The following is a 19227-nucleotide window of genomic DNA, read 5'->3' on the forward strand; positions in this document are numbered from 1 at the left end:
TAATTTTAAGTTCTACAACTTAAAATTACCTTACACTTGTAATCAAAATCTTGTTCAGTTTTCAAAGATCTACTCTTAATTGTTGCTGTTTTATTCTTCCTTAACGCAACATGTATAACTATACTACGTTGTGTTTTAAATGTCAACAGATAAACTCAATTATTTTAAATTTATTTGTTAGCAATCGGCAAAACCGTTACTGCAACATCAAATATAATACAGTATTTTGCACTTTAGTGCAAGAGCAATATTTATGATAATTAATTTAGTTCATAATCAGTGACTTATTAATTATTATAAAATCATTTTTCTCTCTCACTGAGCATTTACTACTATACATGCGCTCAAATACTTTGTCAACACTTTTGGTCAAAAAAGGTCAAACTTTTTTCAATTTTTATTTTCCATCTAATAAATGAACATAATCGGACAAGTGATCAATCTTTACAAAAGCTACTCTAACAATGTTTCAAATCATTTTTGTACAAATAAAAAGAGATGATTTTAATCATCTCTTTTTCTATCAAACAAATCTATTTTTTATTATCTTCATCCTGTGGATTATCAGAATTATCTTCTGGTCTCATAGTTGGGAACAAGAGAACATCACGAATGGATGGTGCGTCAGTTAAAAGCATTACCAAACGATCAATTCCAATTCCTAATCCACCTGTAGGAGGCATGCCATACTCAAGTGCTTCGATAAAGTCTTCATCGATACCCTGAGCTTCATCATTCCCCTCTTCACGTTCCTTAGCTTGAGCTTCAAAACGTTGACGTTGATCAATTGGATCATTTAATTCAGAAAAAGCATTAGCATATTCATTACCAAGAATATATAATTCAAAACGGTCCGTAAATCTTGGGTCATCAGCATTTTTCTTTGCCAAAGGAGAAATTTCAATTGGATGACCATAGACAAACGTTGGCTTCTTTAGCTTTGGTTGAACGAACTGTTCAAAGAAAGCATTAATGATATGACCAACTTTCCAGTATGATTCATAGTGCACACCGTGTTTATCAGCCAACTTCTTAGCGTCATCATCCGACATCTTAGGCCAAAAATCAACTCCCGTATATTTTTTCACGGCATCAACCATATGAATTCGATCGAATTCTTGGTTCAAATCAACTTCTTCACCCTGATACGTAACCTTACCATTATCGCTAACGGCTTTGGCAGCGGCTCTAAAAATTCCTTCGGTTTCATCCATTACATCATGAAAATCAAAGTATGCAGCATAGGTCTCAAGTTCAGTAAATTCAGGATTGTGTTCCTTATCCATCCCTTCATTTCTAAACACACGGCCAATCTCGTAGACACGTCCCATGCCACCTACAATCAAACGCTTCAAATGAAGTTCCAGTGCAATTCGCAAATATAAATCAATATTTAAGGCATTATGATGAGTTATAAATGGACGAGCGGATGCTCCACCGGCAGTAGTGTGTAATACTGGGGTCTCAACCTCAGTAAAGTCCATCTTATTATCCAAGAAGTTTCGAACTGCCTTAATAATTTTACTGCGCTTCTGGAAACGCTCAAAACTATCACGATTTGAGATTAAATCAAGGTATCGCTGACGATACTTTTGTTCTTTATTTTGTAATCCGTGATACTTATCAGGAAGTGGACGAAGTGCCTTTGATAGGAAAGTGATGGACGTCGCACGAACGGTTAGTTGCCCCATGTCTGTCTTAATTACTTCACCAGTAAAGCCAAGAAAGTCCCCGATGTCAGCACGTTTAAAGATATGATACTGTTCTTCTCCAACAACGTCTTTTCGAACGTAAACCTGGATTTTACCCGAACGATCAAGGATATCGGCAAATCCAACTTTACCTTTGCCCCGTTTAGCTACCATTCGCCCAGCAATTGTAGCCTTGACATCTTTTTGTTCTAATTCTTCCTTATCGTACTTATCAAACTCTTTGTCTAAATCTTTTGCCAAATAAGTTGGCTTAAAGGCATGACCAAAAGGATCAATTCCCTCATCTCGTAGCTCTTGCATCTTTTCTCTACGAACTTTTAATTGGTCATTCATTTTCTTCTCTTGTGCCAATTCCAATCCCCCAAACTAGTAACTTACATTCATAATAACATAGTTAAGCATCGTAATTATGCATTTTTCCGTGCGTTTCTCATCGCATCTTTTTCTAGAAAATCATCGAAGATCTGGTCCATCTCTGCTTCAGATTCAGCATTGTTTAACTTCACTTTGGTTCGAGCCGAATGAGAAATTCCTTTCAAGTAATAAGCTGCCTGACCTCTGAATTGTCTTGGTCCAACGTATTCACCCTTAATTCGAACCAGCCCATGCAAATGTTCCTTAGCAGTGTTGATTTTTTTCTCAACACTTGGTTCCGGGATTAATTCGCCAGTTGCTAGATAGTGCTCAGTTTGCCTCAAAACCCAGGGATTTCCTTCAACGGCACGGCCCATCATTACTGCATCACAACCTACTTCATCAATCATTTGTTTAGCCTGTTGTGGAGTAGTCACGTCACCATTTCCAATGAACGGAATCGTCAATGCATCGGCAACTTCTTTTAAAATCTCCCAGTTAGCATGACCGGTATACATTTGTTTTCTAGTTCGACCGTGCATCGCAACAGCAGAAGCCCCAGCCGCCTCAGCAGCAAGCGCATTTTGCACCGCATAAACATGATCCTCATCCCAACCAGTTCGCATCTTAACCGTTACTGGCTTTTTAACGGCAGCAGTTACATATGACACCATTTCATAAACCTTATCTGGATCAAGGAGCCACTTAGCCCCGGCATCGGTCTTAACGACCTTATTTACGGGACAACCCATGTTGATATCGATAATATCAGCAGCCGTCTTCTGATCAATAAACTTAGCAGCCTCCACTAAAGTTTCTTTGGTTCCACCAAAAATCTGAATACTCATTGGATGTTCATTAGGATCAACGTTAACCATGCTTAACGTTTTTTTGTTGTTATACATAATTCCACGATCGGAAATCATTTCACAGACAACTAATCCCGCACCAAACTTTTTACAAATGATTCTAAAGGCTGAGTTCGTAACTCCAGCCATTGGAGCTACTACTAATTGATTTGGAATCGTTACGTTTCCAATTTTCCACTCCATTTTTTCACCTCATCTAAATTGTTTCCAAACATTTTATATAATACCATACCCGTACAAAAAAGAGCGAACCGTATGACAGCACGCTCTTTAATACTACTTATCCTTCTCATTCAGTAAATCAACCAATTCATCTTCCGAAAAGTTATACTTTTTACCACAAAAATTACATACAACCTGTGCCCCATGATCTTCATCAATCAATTGCTGCAGATCCTTCTTACCAATTCCAGCAATGTCTTTGGCAAATTTTTCTTTGGAACAATTGCAGACAAATTCGACTGGCATATGATCAATAACGTCCAGATTATCCGTACCAAATAACTCATCCAAAATGTGATCAGGATTAGGATCCTTTTCTAACATGGACGAAATACTGGGCGCATTCTTTAAAGTCTGCTCCAACTTATCAATTGCCTCGTCAGAAGCACCAGGCATGACTTGAATCAAATATCCCCCGGCACTTTGGACGTTGTTTTCTCCGTCAATGTCAACTGAAACTCCAACGGCTGATGGAATCTGTTCTGACTTTGCTAAATAAAAGGTAAAATCATCACCAATTTTACCGCTTGCGAGTGGAACATCACTAGTGTAAGGCTCACTTGTTCCCTGATTTTTAACGACTTCTAAAAAACCATTCGTTCCTACACCCTTAGAAACATCAACTTTCCCATCCTTTGTGAGTGGCAAGTTAACGTGAGGATTCTGAATGTATCCCTTAATGTGTCCCTTAGCATCAGCATCAATAACCATTCCGCCGACTGGACCACGTCCATTTAAGCGAACGGTCATGCTTTCTTTTCCCTTTAACACTGAGGCCGACAGCATCAAGGTTGCAGCAATCGTTCTTCCAAGTGCTGCCGTTGATGTACTCCAGGTATCATGAATTTTTTGAACATAACTGACAATTCCAGTCGCGTTTAAGCCGTAAACCCGAAACATCCCATCTTTAGTAAGTGCCTTAACTAATACATCATTTTTATCATTCATTTTATTCCCTCCTTAGATTAAAAAAGAACGTGGGCTTTGATCCCAACGTTCTTTTCGTTTATTGATCTTGATTATCAGAATCTTGGTGATCTGAATTACTATCATGATTTTCATCGTGTTTTTCTTCAGAATGATCAATTTCTTGTTCAAGTTTCTTTTCGTGCTCGTGCTCCTTAGCGTCAATGGCTTTCTTAGCTTGTTCAAAGGTTTCATTTTCACTAGGGTACTCATCACTATTGGTTGAATGTTCAGGCATTTTACCGGTCTTGTAGAGACTCAAAATTTCCTTTTCATCCAACGTCTCGTATTTAAGCAACGCATCCGCAATTGCCTTGTGCTGATCACGATGACCCTCAATAATCTCCTTAGCTTCACTATGAGCTTCATCAATAAAGTATTTCACTTCATCATCAATCTTAGCTGCGGTTTCCTGTGAGTACTTAGGAGCAGCGTATGGATCTTGGTTAGGACTTTCGAGTTCCACGGTTCCAATCTTGTCACTCATTCCATATTGAGTAACCATGGCACGAGCAAGATTAGTGGCTTGCTCAAAGTCATTTGAAGCACCTGATGATTCAGAATGGAAAACGACTTCTTCAGCAGTTCTACCACCCATTAACCCAGCTAATTGTTCTTGAGCGTTCTTCTTTGAGATCAATTGTTGGTCTTCCTTAGGCAGCATGATGGCATATCCACCAGCACGACCTCTTGGAACAATGGTAACCTTATGAACAACTCGAGCGTCATTTAATACTAAACCAACGATGGTATGACCAGCTTCATGGTTAGCCACAATTTGACGTTCGTGTTCGTTAATAACCTTATTACGTTTAGCTGGTCCAGCAATAACACGATCCTCAGCTTCATCCATATCAGCCGCATTAATCTCATTATCACCATTTCTCGCGGCCAGTAAGGCAGCTTCATTTAGCAAGTTCGCTAAATCAGCACCAACAAATCCGGGAGTCTGTTTAGCAATTTCATGAAGGTCAACATCAGAAGCAAGTGGTTTGTCTTTGGCATGAACTTTCAAAATTGCTTCTCGTCCACGAACATCAGGCTGACCAACTAAGATTTTCCGATCAAAACGACCCGGACGAGTTAAGGCTGGATCTAAAACATCAGAACGGTTCGTGGCGGCAATGACAATAACACCTTCATTACCAGTAAAACCATCCATTTCAACCAACAACTGGTTAAGGGTTTGTTCACGTTCATCGTGACCGCCCCCCATTCCGGATCCACGTTTTCGTCCAACGGCATCAATTTCATCAATAAAGATGATGGCCGGTGAATTCTTCTTAGCTTGAGCAAACAAGTCTCTAACACGACTCGCACCAACCCCAACGAACATCTCAACGAAATCAGACCCTGATAATGAGTAGAATGGAACGTTTGCTTCACCGGCAACCGCCTTGGCTAACAGCGTCTTACCAGTACCCGGAGGTCCCTCAAGCAAGACACCTTTTGGTATAACGGCACCCAGCTTAGTAAACTTCTTTGGATCCTTTAAAAATTCAACAACTTCGACCAGTTCTTGTTTTTCTTCATCTTCACCAGCAACGTCACTAAACTTAACATTACTCTTAACTGGTTTAGCCTGGCTCTTTCCGACTTTCATGACACCACCAGCGCCACCACCTGCTCCACCAGCTTGCTTCATCATAATGTAGAACAAGTAAATGAAGATTAATAATGGTAGAACTGATATTGCTAAGTTTAACCAAAAGCTATTCGATTGTGTTTCTTTAGTACTCATCGGCACCTTATTCTTATTAGCTAACTTGGTAATCTGACTAACCGATGAGTCATTCTTTAAAATGCTAGTAGTGAATCCATTTACCTTAGTGTAAGTATTGTTGCTCGACTTGGTAAGTTTTCCATTACTAAAATTAAGCGGAATTCCGTTATTTTTCTGCTTAACATTTTGGGGCTTCTTGTACTGACCAGTTATTTTATATACACCGCCAGAAGGTTGAACAGAGAAGTTTTTAACCTTGTTCGTCTGCAAATCATTTGTAAATTGACTTGAACGAATTCCCTGAGTTTGAGTGCTTTGTGATCCGCTGCCACCACCAGTGACAAGCATAATCACACCCATGACAACCACAAAGATGATGATATAAAATAGGCTACTCTTAAAAAGCCCATTTTTATTATTTTTCATTTGTGCCTCCCAATCTAATTTCTCGAAAAGATAACAAATAGAATGTTATCACTTTTACTTTAAATGGACGACCGTTTAGGCCGAATAAATTGAAGGTTTTAAAATTCCAATGTACGGTAAGTTACGATAAAAACCCTTGTAATCAAGTCCATAACCGACAATAAATTCATTTGGAACGTTAAAACCCACATAATCTGCCTTGGCAGGGACAACTCTTCCCTCAGGTTTATCAAAAATGGTACAAACTTTAATTGAATTAGCTCCTCGAGCTGAAACCAAATCCTCAAGAAATTGAAGGGTGCGTCCTGTATCAATAATATCTTCAACAAAAATGATATCGCGGCCACTAACATCACCATCAAGATCACGGATGAGCTCAACTTTTCCGGTTGAAGCAGTCCCACCCTTATAGCTTGAAACATCGACAAAATCAAGATCTAGGTATATGTCCATCTGGCGAATAATATCGCTCATAAATAACACTGCCCCAGTCAGCACACAAACCACTAGTGGCTTTTTGTCTCGATAATCATTACTTAACTGCTTCCCTAGCCTTTTTACTGCAGAAGCAATGTCTTTTTGACTATATAAGACCCGCTCAATATCGTCATTCATTTGTTATATCCTTTCGCGTAATTAAAAGTTCATACCCGTGAGTTGCACCCTTAGGCAACCACTTGCTTTCCTTATAACCAATGACGGCCAACACACTCTCCTTACTGTCCACCAGTACTTGCACGTGACGTCGCTTGGCACTTGGAACTTTCTGATTAATTAACAATCTTCTTAAACTCTGATGACCGCCATTCTTGAGTTCAACGGTATCATCCGGTTTAAAGGCTCTTTTGGACAAGGGAAACTGGGAGTCCGCCAAATCAAAATGACTTCGACGCCAAAAGTTTCCCTTTGGAACATGATTTTCATCAAAAATACCAAAATTAAATCCATTAACGTTGCGGTTCCACTGGTTTAATTCTACCACAAACGAACTTTCATCACGGTGATCATCGTAATTGTTAGGAGATTGTTTAAAAAACATGATTTTATTATAACTTTTTTCAAAAAAATAAGCATTTGAAATTCGCAATTTTCCCTGTGGTTTTCCAAAATCTTTAACTAAAGTCAAAATTTCAGTAATTTGATTATCAGAAAGAGTAACCGTTGACGTCAACTGTTTTAACAATGCGCGAAGTAAAATGGAAAGTTGATTAATTGACGTTGTATCGTACTTGGCACTTACGTAATCTCTTTTAATCTTTAAGTCATGTCTCAAAAGATCAGCTTGAGCGAAACCACTTGATCCGTCGAGTTCCGATTGCAAATTACTAGCAAACTTAGCAAAATGAGAGATAACATTAGGATTTTCTTTAATTAATTCTGGTAAAATCTGGTTACGAATCCGATTACGGAGGACCGTATTTTCAAAGTTAGTTTTATCATCATACCACGTTAATGAGTGTTCTTTAGCATACAAACGGATGGATTCTTTCGAAAACTGTAGTAATGGTCGAACCATCGTTCCTCCATTAAAGGGATGACTCTCTTTAATTCCTTGAACCTCAAACAAATTCCCACTGCGAATGAGTTTCATAAGGATGGTCTCGGCTTGATCATTTTCTTGATGAGCCGTTAACAAGACTGAAGCATTAAAATCATTCATGACTTCCGCAAAAAAATGATAGCGAAACTTACGGGCTTGATTCTCCACCCCACTCCTAATCTGGTCGTGATTCCAATTGCCAACCCGCAAATCAAGGTGGTGTTTCTTACAGTAATCAATCAGAAACCGTTCTTCAACCTCACTTTGTTTTCGTAAATGGTGGTTAACATGAGCAACAATAATATGAGGTTTAAAATCTTTTAAGTGTTGGAGTAAATCTAACAAAGCCATGGAATCAACTCCAGTTGAGACCCCAATCACAACATTTTCGTCTTTTTTCCACCATTGTTTCTTCTTAACCAACGAATTAATTTGATTACGTAAATTCAAATTAACCTCCAAAACAAAAAAGCCGAGCAATCTGCCCAGTTATTCGTTCATTAACTACGACGACCACCACGACCGCCGCGTTTTCCTTCTGTGTTTTTCTTAATGACGGACATCCGACTTTCGCTTTCTTTCATGAAGTCTGAAAGCAAATCATCAAAGCTTTCATTCTTACCCTTATGGCCATTACGATTGTCGCGGCCACTGCGATGTCCATGATTCCCGTTATTTGAGTGCCCGTAGTGTGAATGCTCATCATGATTATGTTCACCATGATGTTGATGTGATTCTTTTTCTGGATGATCGGAAGCTTTGCGAATTGATAGGCCAATCTTACCATCATCCCCAATGCTCAAAACCTTAACGGTCACTTCATCGCCAACCGACAGAATATCATGAATATCTTTTACGTAACCATCAGAAACCTCACTGATATGAACTAGTCCAGTCTTATGATCGCCTAGATCAATGAAAGCTCCAAAATTAGTAATTCCTGAAACTTTCCCAGTGACCTTCTCTCCAACCTTAATTGTCATAAAAAAGCCATTCCTCCTAATAAATGTTGTGTTAATTATAACATAATCCTTTAAAGTAAAATAAAAGAAGATTACATCCTAGTAATCCTCTATTCATTACCAATCTTACTATTCTGTGGGAAACTGTAAACAGTTTCGCCTGGTTTTGTATAATAATATTTAGCTCGCATCAATTCTTGAAGATAATTCTTGTTATTTAAAAGCTTAATTTGTTCATTAAGATTCTTTTCTTTTTGTTTTTCAACCTGGTAATCCTGTTTTTTTCTGGTAATTTGGGCATTCACACCGTGAATTTGATTCATTCCACTAACAATTTGCCACCCGAGCGCCAAAAAAGCCACGGCAAATATTGCCACGAGAGCAACCAGTCGCTTGGTTCTTTTACTTAACTTCTTATTATCTCTTTGATGTTGGTTTGCTTTACTTTTCCTTGAAGCAGAATTCAAGTATTCAACGTTGTTATTTCTGTTCATCAGGAATGCCTCCACGAATTTATATGAACATAGTACCACATGTAAAGCCAGAATATAATATTAATTCAACAATAATTATTCTAATTCATCATTTTCAGCCCGATAGTCACGATCATAGGTTTCCCTGATGGTCTTATACATCGTGTCTGAATCAGACTTTTTGGTGGTATCTAACAGTTGTAGCACCTCTACGGTTAAATTTTTATTTCCAAACTTAATCAGAATTTGATCGCCAACCGAAACCTTACTCGATGATTTGGCTGGCTCGCCGTTTACAAAGACTCGCCCTTGATCGGCAATCTTTTTGGCAACTGGACGACGTTTTATAATCCGTGAAATTTTTAGAAATTTATCAATTCTCATTTTTGCTTATCTCCTACAAACCGTTTCATAATTGGAACCATCGCTAACTCCGAAGCAGTCAAAACTTTTCCTTTCAGACACATTCCTAAAAACACGAATGCCCCAATCGGAATAACAATCATTAATTTAATAACATCCACCAGTCGACTGGTATCTCCAAGGACGTGGTTCAATCCGAATTCAGTTAAAACAACGACAATCACCATTACCATACTGATTAATGATACCTCTAATAGGAACTTCCAACTAAAAATGTGCTCATGAACCCGCTTTGGACTAGTATACCAGTTAACTAATAACACGATTAACAGAGCAATGATAGTTGATAATGAAGCACCAATGATTCCGAAATGAATTACGCACCACTTAGTGATTATTATTTTACAAATTAGACCTAACAAAATAGCGGTCCCCGTACTTTTAAAGTCATCAATACTCTGTAAAACCGAGTTAAGGGCTGTCACCATTGTAGCGAAGAGGATACTCAAACAGTATACCGAAAGCGTGATGTCTAAATCATAACTCCCAAACAAGAGATGATTTAATTGAGGCATAATACTAATCAGTCCGAAGGTAACTGCCATCGTCACTACCAGTGTAATGCGCATACTGTGGTTTACAAGGGTCTTAAATGACCTTTCTTTTCCAGCATGATGATAATACGCCATCTGCGGCAAGACGGTTGAAGAAATGGCCGTCCCAATCACTAATCCTAGTTGAACAATGGGCTGAGCGCGATCATAAATCCCCTTTTGGGTCTGAGCCATTAGATTACTTACACCACTTACTACCAACCCATTTTTTACCGTAAATGAATCGACCAACTGCATTAACACCATTAGAGCAGCTAAAACACTAAGCACACCACCCTGTAAGATGATTTGCTTCGCTAATTTCAGGTAGTTAAATTTCAAATCTTGAAAGTGAAAATGAGCAAGTATGTCACGTGCATAATATCCCAAGATAAGTGCTGAAAAAATCGCTGCTAATGGAGCCGATAACATTGCTAACGTCCCCATTTTATATAAGTTCCAATGCTGGACGGCTGCTAAATAGGCTACCACAATGATCATTGAAACCCGCACAAACTGCTCTACCACTTGAGAAGTCGCCGTTGGAATCATCTGCATGCTAGATTGAAAGTACCCCCTCACATCCGCTAAGAGGGGCATCAACAAAAACATCCAGCTTACCGCTTGAATTACGGGTTTTAATTCAAAGTCTCCCATTAAAGCAGCAATTTCTGATGAAAATAACTGTAATCCACCAAAAATAATCACCGAAATGATCATTAAGATCACCATGATTTGGAAAAACAACGTTTGTTTCTCCCCTTCAGTCTCCCGTTCCACAATCATCTTGGAAACAAACGCTGGAAGACCGGTCAAGGCAAACGCAACCCCAATCCCATAAATAGGATAAACCTGCTGATAGATGTAAAATCCAACGTTTCCAACAAAATTTTCCAGTGGAATCCGATAAACGGCACTTAGTACCTTTGAAATAATGGCAGCTACCGAAAGGATCAAGGTTCCACTAACAATCTTTTTACTTGTCTTTTGATTCATGTTCTTCTTGATCCAATCTTATTTTACTCAAGCTTTTGACAAATTGATAAAGCTGTTTCAACCAATCGGCATCTTTCATCGTTGGTTGAATAACTAACTTAATTTGAAAACACCCGTTAACCACTTTCACTGAGGAACGAAAATCCGTATCAGCAATGGCTTTCAAAATTTCCTTACTAGTGAATTTTTGGGTTCCTACCTTACTCATGGTAACGGTTAAATTATTTTGATCTTTGCGAATTTTATCAATCAGATCATAATCGGCAAGCATCTTAATGCGGTCAATTTCAAGCAGATTAGCTACTTCATCAGGATATTCACCAAACCGATCAATTAAATCACTTTGCAGTTCGGTAAATTGTTCCTCACTATCCATCTGTCGGATTCGCTTGTATAATTCAATCTTTTGTTGCTGATCCTCAATGTAAGTCGCCGGAAGATAAGCTTCAATCCCGAGTTCAACCTTTGAATCAGACTTTTCAACCACGCGATGCTGGCCCTTCTTCTTGGAGACAGCATCAGACAACATCTTAGTATACATATCATAACCAACTGAATTAATAAAACCGTGCTGCTGCTTTCCAAGCACATTTCCAGCCCCACGAATCGAAAGATCACGCATAGCCACCTTAAATCCTGAACCCAATTCAGTGAAATCCTTGATGGCTTCTAGTCGATTCTCAGAAACTTCGGTCAACACTTTATTTGGCTGGTACATAAAGTAAGCTTGTCCTACTCGATTACTTCGACCAATTCTTCCCCGAATCTGATAAAGCTGGGAGAGTCCCATCCGATCCGCATCCTCAACGAACAGGGTATTCGCATTAGGAATGTCAACTCCCGTTTCGATGATGGTCGTCGTAACCAACACATCATAATCTCCGTTAACAAAGTCGTACAGGATCCCTTCCATTTGATTTTCGGACATCTGGCCGTTGATGGAAGCAATCCGCGCATCAGGCAAAAGGGTCTGCAACTTGTCGACCGTCTGATCAATATCTTTAACCCGATTATGCAAATAAAAGACCTGTCCCCCGCGTTGCATCTCCCGTCTGATTCCGTCCACAATCGAACCCTCATTTTGTTCCATCACGTAGGTTTGAATCGGATAGCGATTAGCCGGAGGCGTTTCAATGACTGATAGGTCACGAACGCCCATCATTGACATGTTTAAAGTCCGTGGAATTGGTGTGGCAGTTAGCGTCAACACGTCAACATCCGACCTCAATTCCTTGATTTTTTCTTTGTGTTTAACCCCAAATCGTTGTTCCTCATCGACGATTAAAAGACCTAAGTCATTGAACTTCACGTCTTTAGACAGCAAACGGTGGGTGCCAACCACGATATCAATTTTTCCGTCCCTTAGGTCTTGAATGGTTTGGCGGGTCTGTTTGGGCGTGTCAAAACGCGAGAGAACTCCGATTTTAACCGGAAAACCATTAAATCGTTCAACCATGGTCTCATAATGTTGTTGAGCTAGTACCGTTGTCGGCACTAGAAAAGCCACCTGTTTCCCGGCTTCAACGGCTTTAAAGGCCGCTCTCAAGGCTACCTCAGTCTTTCCGTAGCCCACGTCTCCAACCAGTAAACGGTCCATTGGATGAGGACTTTCCATATCCTTCTTTATTTCATCAGTACTTCGCAGCTGATCGGGTGTCTCCGTGTATGGAAACGCCTGCTCGAACTCAGCCTGATATTGATCATCAACCGGAAAGGCATACCCCGACTCGGCCTCCCGTTTAGCGTACAAGTCAACCAGATCATCAGCAATGTCTTCCACCTTAGAAGCGACTGACCGTTTGGTCTTGGCCCATTCCGTTCCACCAAGTTTATTAATCTTTGGATGTTTGTCCTCAGATGAAACGTATTTTTGTACCAAATTCAGTTGGTCAACGGGAACGTAGATCTTGGCACCCTTTTGATAGGTCAAAGTCATATAGTCCTGATGCCTACCATCGACTTCCATGGTCTTCATCCCATCGTATCGTCCAATTCCGTGATTAACGTGAACAACGTAGTCACCGGGTTTTAAATCGGTATAGCTTTTGATTCGCTCTGCATTAGAAAAGGTCTGTCTTCTAACTCGTTTCTTTTTTCCTTGTTCATTCACCCGCTTAAACATATCTGATTCAGAAACAAGCGCTAGGTTAGCGGCCGGCAAATCAAAGCCATTTTTTAGGTTAGCTGAAACAATCTGAGTTTTTCCCTTAATAATGTTATCAGTGGTTGATTGAATGGCATCAACACCAAAATCACTCAACGTTGACGAAACCTTTTCCACTCGTTTTTCATCACTAACGGCAATGACCACGGTTCGTTTCTCAGCTTGATAACGTTGCATTTCTGCTTTAAACATCGGCATTTGTCCAAAAAAACGCTGCATTGGGTGAACCTTGATGTCGATGATGTCAGAAAGCTTCATTCGCCCTAGTCCCTTTTGAAACAAAGAAAATAACAAGGTCGCATGATGGTCACTGCTAGTAACCGTTCTAAAATTAAGCGACAGTTTCTGGTCAGAAAACAGTTCATGATTATCTTCAACTGAATCACGCCAGTTCTGTTCGTCACTTTCAAGTTGCTTATTGGCATCCCTTATGCGACTGTAGTCATCATAGACTACCATTCCATTTTCAGGTAAATAATCTAAAATTGAGGTTTCCTTTTCAAAAATAAACTGACTATACTCACTCCATTTTTGGTCAATCGATTGGCCTTTGAGCCCGTCAATCACCTGTTGAATGTTGTCAACTAAAACGTCACTGCCGTCGTCTTTGATGGTTTGGCTCAATCGTTTGGAAAGTTCCTTGATTCCATGCTTGCGATCGCTTTCGCTGGGTAAAAAATCAGAAGCTGGCAACACACTAATCTCATCAATATTTGCCACACTTCGTTGGGTAGCAGCATCAAAATAACGCATGGAATCCACTTCCGTATCAAAAAAATCAATCCGAATTGGATAGTCCGAATTAAGTGGGTAGATATCCAAAATTGACCCACGATTAGCAAATTCACCGGGGGCGGAAACCATGTTCTTCTTCTCGTAACCCATTTGAACCAATCGTTGTTGAAGTTTTATAAGGTCCAAGTCGTCTCCAATCTTGACGTGTAATTGGGCTTGATTAAAACTAGTTGGCTCTGGTAGATATCGTTTAAGACCAGCCGTTGAAACAATCACCACCACTGGTTTCCCTGACTCAAGCGCGTTTAGGGCCCGCACTCTTTGAGCTCGATACTGCGGAGAGCTGGTTGCAATCTCTGCCGCGACGAGTTCTTCAGCCGGGAACTCAAAGACCTGATCTGAATCCATTACTTCATTAAAAGACTCAGTAATTTGATCCGCATGGTTCATCGTATCGGTTACGTATATCGTAGGTTTTTGCTTATCATTAATTAATTGTTTTAATAATAGAGTACGAGCGGATCCACTAGTCCCAGTGATCAGTTGCTTGGTATCAGGATCAAGGTTTGAACTGATTTTTTCATACTGTGGCATTTCTTTTAACGTTTCATCTAGCTTCAAAAACTCATCTCCTCTTTTATTAATTATACGAATTAATTAAACTGATTTTCTAACTTACTGAAGGGAGTACCAGAAACCCACTCGTCTAATGCTTTAACCGCATGATCCTCCGCTTCAATAAACGGTGCCCGTTGTTCCAGACTAAATTTACTCAAGACATAGTTCACAACACTTTCACGTTTGGGATGACTGGTTCCAATCTTAATCCGATTAAACTGATCGGTCCCAAGGTGGGCAATGATACTTTTAATTCCATTATGACCACCAGCCGAACCGTGGTTTCTTAACCGAATTCGTCCCACTGGTAAATCCATGTCATCGTAAACAATCACTAAATCATCAAGATCTAATTTGAAAAATTGCATCAAGGGATGAACTGCGCGCCCTGAATCATTCATCATCGTCATTGGTTTGACTACCATTACCTTTTCACCATTGACTATTCCCGTACCATACATGGCATCCATCTTTTGTTTATTAATCGCGATCTGGTTTTGATCAGCAAACTTATCAACCACCATAAACCCCGTGTTATGCCTGGTACCATCAAATTCAGCACCAACGTTGCCTAATCCCACAATCATTTTCATTGCTATTGTCTCCCATTTACTTCTAATTAACCTAAAATGGCCGAAATGAATAATTACTCACTCGGCTTAATCATGTTTATTGTATCATAATAGATTAACGATTTGAGCTGATCCCGTACCATTAAGAATATGGTTCTGTATAAATAAATTCGTTCATGATATAATCAGTTTGTGAACAAACTAATTTCAAAAGGGAGAAATATTATGGCTGAAAAACACGAAAAAGTTGTTTTAGTTGGTGATGGTGCCGTTGGTTCATCATACGCATTCGCAATGATGCAACAAGGGATCGCCGAAGAATTTGTCGTTGTTGATATCGACAAAAACAGAACTGAAGGAGACGCATTGGACCTTGAAGATGCCCAACCTTTCACTTCTCCAAAAAAGATCTACTCTGGTGACTACAGTGACTGTAAAGACGCTGATTTAGTTGTGATCACTGCTGGAGCTCCACAAAAGCCCGGTGAAACTAGACTTGACCTGGTTAACAAAAACTTGAAGATTTTGACTACCATCGTTAAGCCAGTTGTTGATTCTGGTTTTGATGGAATCTTCTTAATTGCTGCTAACCCCGTTGACATCTTAACCTACGCAACCCAAAAGATTTCTGGCTTTCCTAAAAACCGTGTCTTTGGTTCAGGTACATCACTTGATACCTCACGTTTCCAAGTTGCCGTTGGTAAGAAGTTAAACGTTAACCCACAAAGCGTTAATGCTTACGTTATGGGTGAACACGGTGATTCAGAATTTGCTGATATTGATGAAGCTTCAATCGGAAACGTTCCGTTGGTTGAATTTGCTAAACAAAATGGTGTTAGCAAGGACGATTTATTGAAAATGGAAGACGAAACTAGAAACAAGGCTTACGACATAATTAACAAGAAGGGTGCTACTTTCTACGGAGTTGGAACTGCTTTGATGAGAATTTCAAAGGCCATTTTAAGGGACGAAAACACCGTTTTACCAATCGGTGCCCCAATGAATGGTGAATACGGTTTGTCCGATATTTACATTGGAACTCCTGCCATTGTTAATGCTTCAGGAGTTGCCAAAGTCCTTGAAGTTCCATTAAGTGATGACGAAAAAGACAAGATGAGTGCTTCAGCTAAAACTTTAAAAGAAACCATTGTTAAAGGTATGAAGACCATCAACCTTTAAAAATAAGTTTAAAAAGAACAGACATTTATGTCTGTTTTTTTATGCTCCCAGTTATTTTGTGTTAATATTAATTAGAAATTACTTATGTGAGGAGCCTTAGCCATGATTTTGCAATCTTTAGTTAAACCTAAAAGTGACCTGATTACTGTTGATGAAAACACTGATCTCGACACCGCATTAAAATTAATGGAAAAGAATCATTTTCGTTGCATTCCCGTTTTAGATGCCACTCATAAAGCCTTCAAGGGTAACATTTATCGCATGCACATCTACAAACACGAAGCCGATGGCGGCAAGATGTCCGACTCGGTTATGACCCTGATTAGAAACGAAACTAAATTTGTTAACCTGAATTCAGCTTTTTTCAAGGTCTTCTTTACGATTAAGGATCTTCCATACATTGCCGTTCTTGACGAGTTCAACAATTTTTATGGCATTTTAACTCACACGAAATTGATGGAAAGCTTGTCACAATCATGGAACGTGAAATTTGGTAGCTACGTGATTTCAGTTGTCTCACCTGGTGAACGTGGGGACTTAGAAGAGATGGCTCACATTATTACTAGATATACCGCCATTTCAAGTGTGATCAGCTTGGATTCAGTTGATCGTTCTGGCAAAACGGTCTATCGAACCATGTTTACCCTCCCGTCTAAGGTGACTAAGGATCGTCTGGACCGCATCATTGCAGCTCTAGAACGAAAGGGATTCAAAGTTCCGGAAGTTGAAGATCTAAAACAAGAATCAAAAGAAACTCCAATTGAAGAAAATTAGATACAAAAAAGAACGTGGAATAATTCCACGTTCTTTTTTGTATCTTATGTATCATCAGACTTCGTGCGTGCTCTGACTGAGCCCTAGACTTAAACTAAGACCAGCATCAACTTTTCTCATGATATCTTTACTTAAATGAGTGACATGATCTTTAAGACGCTGCTTATCAATCGTCCTAATTTGTTCTAACAGAATCACCGAACTCTTCTCAATTCCGGCATTCTGAGGTGTAATACCCACGTGAGTAGGCATCTTTGGCTTAGTAATCCGAGCCGTAATTGCGGCTACAATCACAGTGGGACTATAATGATTTCCAACGTTATTTTGGACTACCAAAACTGGTCGCATTCCACCCTGTTCAGAACCAACGACTGGAGATAAGTCTGCATAGAAAATATCGCCACGTTTAATTTCAACGTTTTCCATAGACTATTCCTTCCGCATAAATAAACTTACAACCGTGACTTCTCGTCTTCATAATTGTCAAAGAGCCGTCTTGCAATCTCATCCTCACATGGAGAATATTCATCAACAATTATTGAATTTAGATTGGCCATGATTGAGTAGCCATAAATTAAAGAATTAATTAGAGGGTCTTTATCAAACGAGTCACAGTCCATGGCAACTTTGTGGTTGTCAAAAGAAAGTCCTAGTTTGGTGAAATATTCTTCATTTTTCTGAGACCAAATAGCATCAATCGTGTATTTGTATGTCATGGAGAACTCCTCCTTACAAATAGTTACTTCAAATGATTACTTGATTTATACACCCGTGGTAATCGATCCGAATACCCACATGCAATCTCATAGTGAATAGTATGACAATAGTCGGCAACGTCTTGGAGAGTAATAGTATGACCATGATCAGTTCCCACCAAGGTCACCTTCGTTCCAATTGGTAACTGATGTGGTAACTTCACCATCAGTTGATCCATACATACTCTTCCGACAATTGGACAATACTGTCCATCTACTAGAAGTGAAAATCCCTGCATCGAGCGACGAACTCCGTCTGCATATCCAACAGGAACCGTTCCAATCCACTCCTTTGAGTTGGATGTATAAGTTGCACCGTATCCAATTGAACGACCAGCATTAACCTCTTTAACGTAAACTAACTCACTGGTAAAGCTCAGTGCTGGTTTCAACTTAAATGGTGAAGCAATCTCAACCCCCGATGGATTCAAACCATAGCCAGCCACTCCAAAGCGGACCATGTTTCCACCCGCTGCTTTATGCCACATACTAGTAGCTGAATTTGCCACGTGAACATAACGAGGTTTATCGGGAATCGCAGTCATCAATTCGTTAAAATTATCCAATTGATACTTAAAATAATCATCATTAGCGCTATCTGCGGTAGAAAAATGAGTAAATACTCCCTCAAAGTCAATATACTCGCTAGTTCGGTTCAACTCAACTATTGCATCTCTAACTTCTGAAACAGTTTGGAGTCCGATCCTTCCCATTCCAGTATCCAAAGCCAAATGAACCCTAATCTTGTTCTTTAATTTCAGTTGCTCAGCTAAATTAGCTGCCTGCTTAATCCAATCAATTGAGCTCACCGTAACCGAAACATTGTACTTCGCAATTAATGGAACATTTGAAAGGTCACAAAGACCCAAAACAAGAATGGGTTCAGACACAAATCCAGCTTCTCGAAGCTGAATTGCTTCGTCTAAAATGGCAACACAAAAACCAGTAGCTCCTGCTTGTTTAGCAATCCTCGCTACTTGAACCGCACCGTGTCCATAAGCATTAGCCTTGACGACCATGAATAGATCCGACTTGGCATCCAATCGTTTTCGTTCCTCACTAATGTTATGAAAAATGGCATCTTCATCAATAACTAGTTGTGCATTTCGATTTCTTCCCACTGCCATAACGTATACTTCCTCGAATAAAGTACTATCTAATTATTCTTTGATAATTATTATAACACTTAATAAATTAATTTTCTAAATAAAAAAGAGAACCAAGAAGGCTC

The 19227-nt window shown here is 39.5% G+C and carries 17 protein-coding genes; 2 read left to right on the forward strand and 15 right to left on the reverse strand.

The window, feature by feature from the left end:
• Positions 1-533: 533 nt before the first annotated feature.
• From lysS to pth, 12 genes are all read right to left on the reverse strand, one after another.
• Positions 534-2063 (reverse strand): lysine--tRNA ligase, encoded by a 1530-nt coding sequence (lysS, locus tag AC6UDA_RS05980; protein WP_500695756.1) that lies wholly within the window; start codon positions 2061-2063, stop codon positions 534-536.
• A 56-nt stretch (positions 2064-2119) separates the two neighbouring features.
• Complete coding sequence (dusB, locus tag AC6UDA_RS05985) at positions 2120-3118, reverse strand: tRNA dihydrouridine synthase DusB (protein ID WP_500707473.1); 999 nt, start codon at positions 3116-3118, stop codon at positions 2120-2122.
• A 93-nt stretch (positions 3119-3211) separates the two neighbouring features.
• A complete protein-coding gene (gene hslO, locus AC6UDA_RS05990) occupies positions 3212-4105 on the reverse strand; it encodes an Hsp33 family molecular chaperone HslO (RefSeq protein WP_500693968.1) in 894 nt (297 codons plus the stop codon).
• 58 nt (positions 4106-4163) lie between these two features.
• Complete coding sequence (ftsH, locus tag AC6UDA_RS05995; protein ID WP_500711335.1) at positions 4164-6272, reverse strand: ATP-dependent zinc metalloprotease FtsH; 2109 nt, start codon at positions 6270-6272, stop codon at positions 4164-4166.
• 75 nt (positions 6273-6347) lie between these two features.
• Complete coding sequence (hpt, locus tag AC6UDA_RS06000) at positions 6348-6887, reverse strand: hypoxanthine phosphoribosyltransferase (protein ID WP_500707471.1); 540 nt, start codon at positions 6885-6887, stop codon at positions 6348-6350.
• Positions 6880-8262, reverse strand: coding sequence for a tRNA lysidine(34) synthetase TilS (gene tilS, locus AC6UDA_RS06005; protein WP_500707470.1), 1383 nt, complete (start codon positions 8260-8262; stop codon positions 6880-6882). The genes hpt and tilS overlap by 8 nt, the downstream gene beginning before the upstream one ends.
• 50 nt (positions 8263-8312) lie before the next feature.
• On the reverse strand, positions 8313-8795 hold the full coding sequence (locus AC6UDA_RS06010) for a S1 domain-containing RNA-binding protein (RefSeq protein ID WP_500693972.1): 483 nt from the start codon (positions 8793-8795) through the stop codon (positions 8313-8315).
• Positions 8796-8884: 89 nt separating this feature from the next.
• Positions 8885-9268 carry an FtsB family cell division protein gene (locus AC6UDA_RS06015; RefSeq protein WP_500699654.1) on the reverse strand — a complete coding sequence of 128 codons (384 nt, stop codon included), beginning with the start codon at positions 9266-9268 and terminating at the stop codon, positions 8885-8887.
• A gap of 75 nt (positions 9269-9343) precedes the next feature.
• Complete coding sequence (locus tag AC6UDA_RS06020) at positions 9344-9631, reverse strand: RNA-binding S4 domain-containing protein (RefSeq protein ID WP_500707469.1); 288 nt, start codon at positions 9629-9631, stop codon at positions 9344-9346.
• On the reverse strand, positions 9628-11199 hold the full coding sequence (locus AC6UDA_RS06025; protein WP_500707468.1) for a putative polysaccharide biosynthesis protein: 1572 nt from the start codon (positions 11197-11199) through the stop codon (positions 9628-9630). The genes AC6UDA_RS06020 and AC6UDA_RS06025 overlap by 4 nt, the downstream gene beginning before the upstream one ends.
• The gene (gene mfd / locus AC6UDA_RS06030) at positions 11180-14719 is read right to left on the reverse strand and encodes a transcription-repair coupling factor (protein WP_500711336.1); all 3540 of its coding nucleotides are present in this window, start codon (positions 14717-14719) and stop codon (positions 11180-11182) included. The genes AC6UDA_RS06025 and mfd overlap by 20 nt, the downstream gene beginning before the upstream one ends.
• A 32-nt stretch (positions 14720-14751) precedes the next feature.
• On the reverse strand, positions 14752-15309 hold the full coding sequence (pth, locus tag AC6UDA_RS06035; protein WP_500711338.1) for an aminoacyl-tRNA hydrolase: 558 nt from the start codon (positions 15307-15309) through the stop codon (positions 14752-14754).
• A 204-nt stretch (positions 15310-15513) separates the two neighbouring features.
• On the opposite strand from pth, the gene AC6UDA_RS06040 reads away from it, so the two are divergent.
• Together AC6UDA_RS06040 and cbpA are read left to right on the forward strand one after the other, a co-directional pair.
• Positions 15514-16467 (forward strand): L-lactate dehydrogenase, encoded by a 954-nt coding sequence (locus tag AC6UDA_RS06040; RefSeq protein WP_500711340.1) that lies wholly within the window; start codon positions 15514-15516, stop codon positions 16465-16467.
• A 102-nt stretch (positions 16468-16569) separates the two neighbouring features.
• Complete coding sequence (cbpA, locus tag AC6UDA_RS06045) at positions 16570-17241, forward strand: cyclic di-AMP binding protein CbpA (RefSeq protein ID WP_500693979.1); 672 nt, start codon at positions 16570-16572, stop codon at positions 17239-17241.
• Positions 17242-17295: 54 nt separating this feature from the next.
• On the opposite strand, the gene AC6UDA_RS06050 is transcribed toward cbpA, so the two are convergent.
• From AC6UDA_RS06050 to alr, 3 genes are read right to left on the reverse strand one after another with little or no spacing between them, the layout of a single operon-like run.
• Positions 17296-17667, reverse strand: coding sequence for a type II toxin-antitoxin system PemK/MazF family toxin (locus AC6UDA_RS06050; RefSeq protein ID WP_010022835.1), 372 nt, complete (start codon positions 17665-17667; stop codon positions 17296-17298).
• 26 nt (positions 17668-17693) lie between these two features.
• Positions 17694-17957, reverse strand: coding sequence for a hypothetical protein (locus AC6UDA_RS06055; RefSeq protein ID WP_500693980.1), 264 nt, complete (start codon positions 17955-17957; stop codon positions 17694-17696).
• A gap of 23 nt (positions 17958-17980) precedes the next feature.
• Entirely contained in the window at positions 17981-19123 is a 1143-nt protein-coding gene (alr, locus tag AC6UDA_RS06060) for an alanine racemase (RefSeq protein ID WP_500693981.1), read from the reverse strand.
• Between the last annotated feature and the right edge of the window lie 104 nt (positions 19124-19227).

Source organism: Fructilactobacillus sp. X8R4C1, assembly GCF_059900905.1.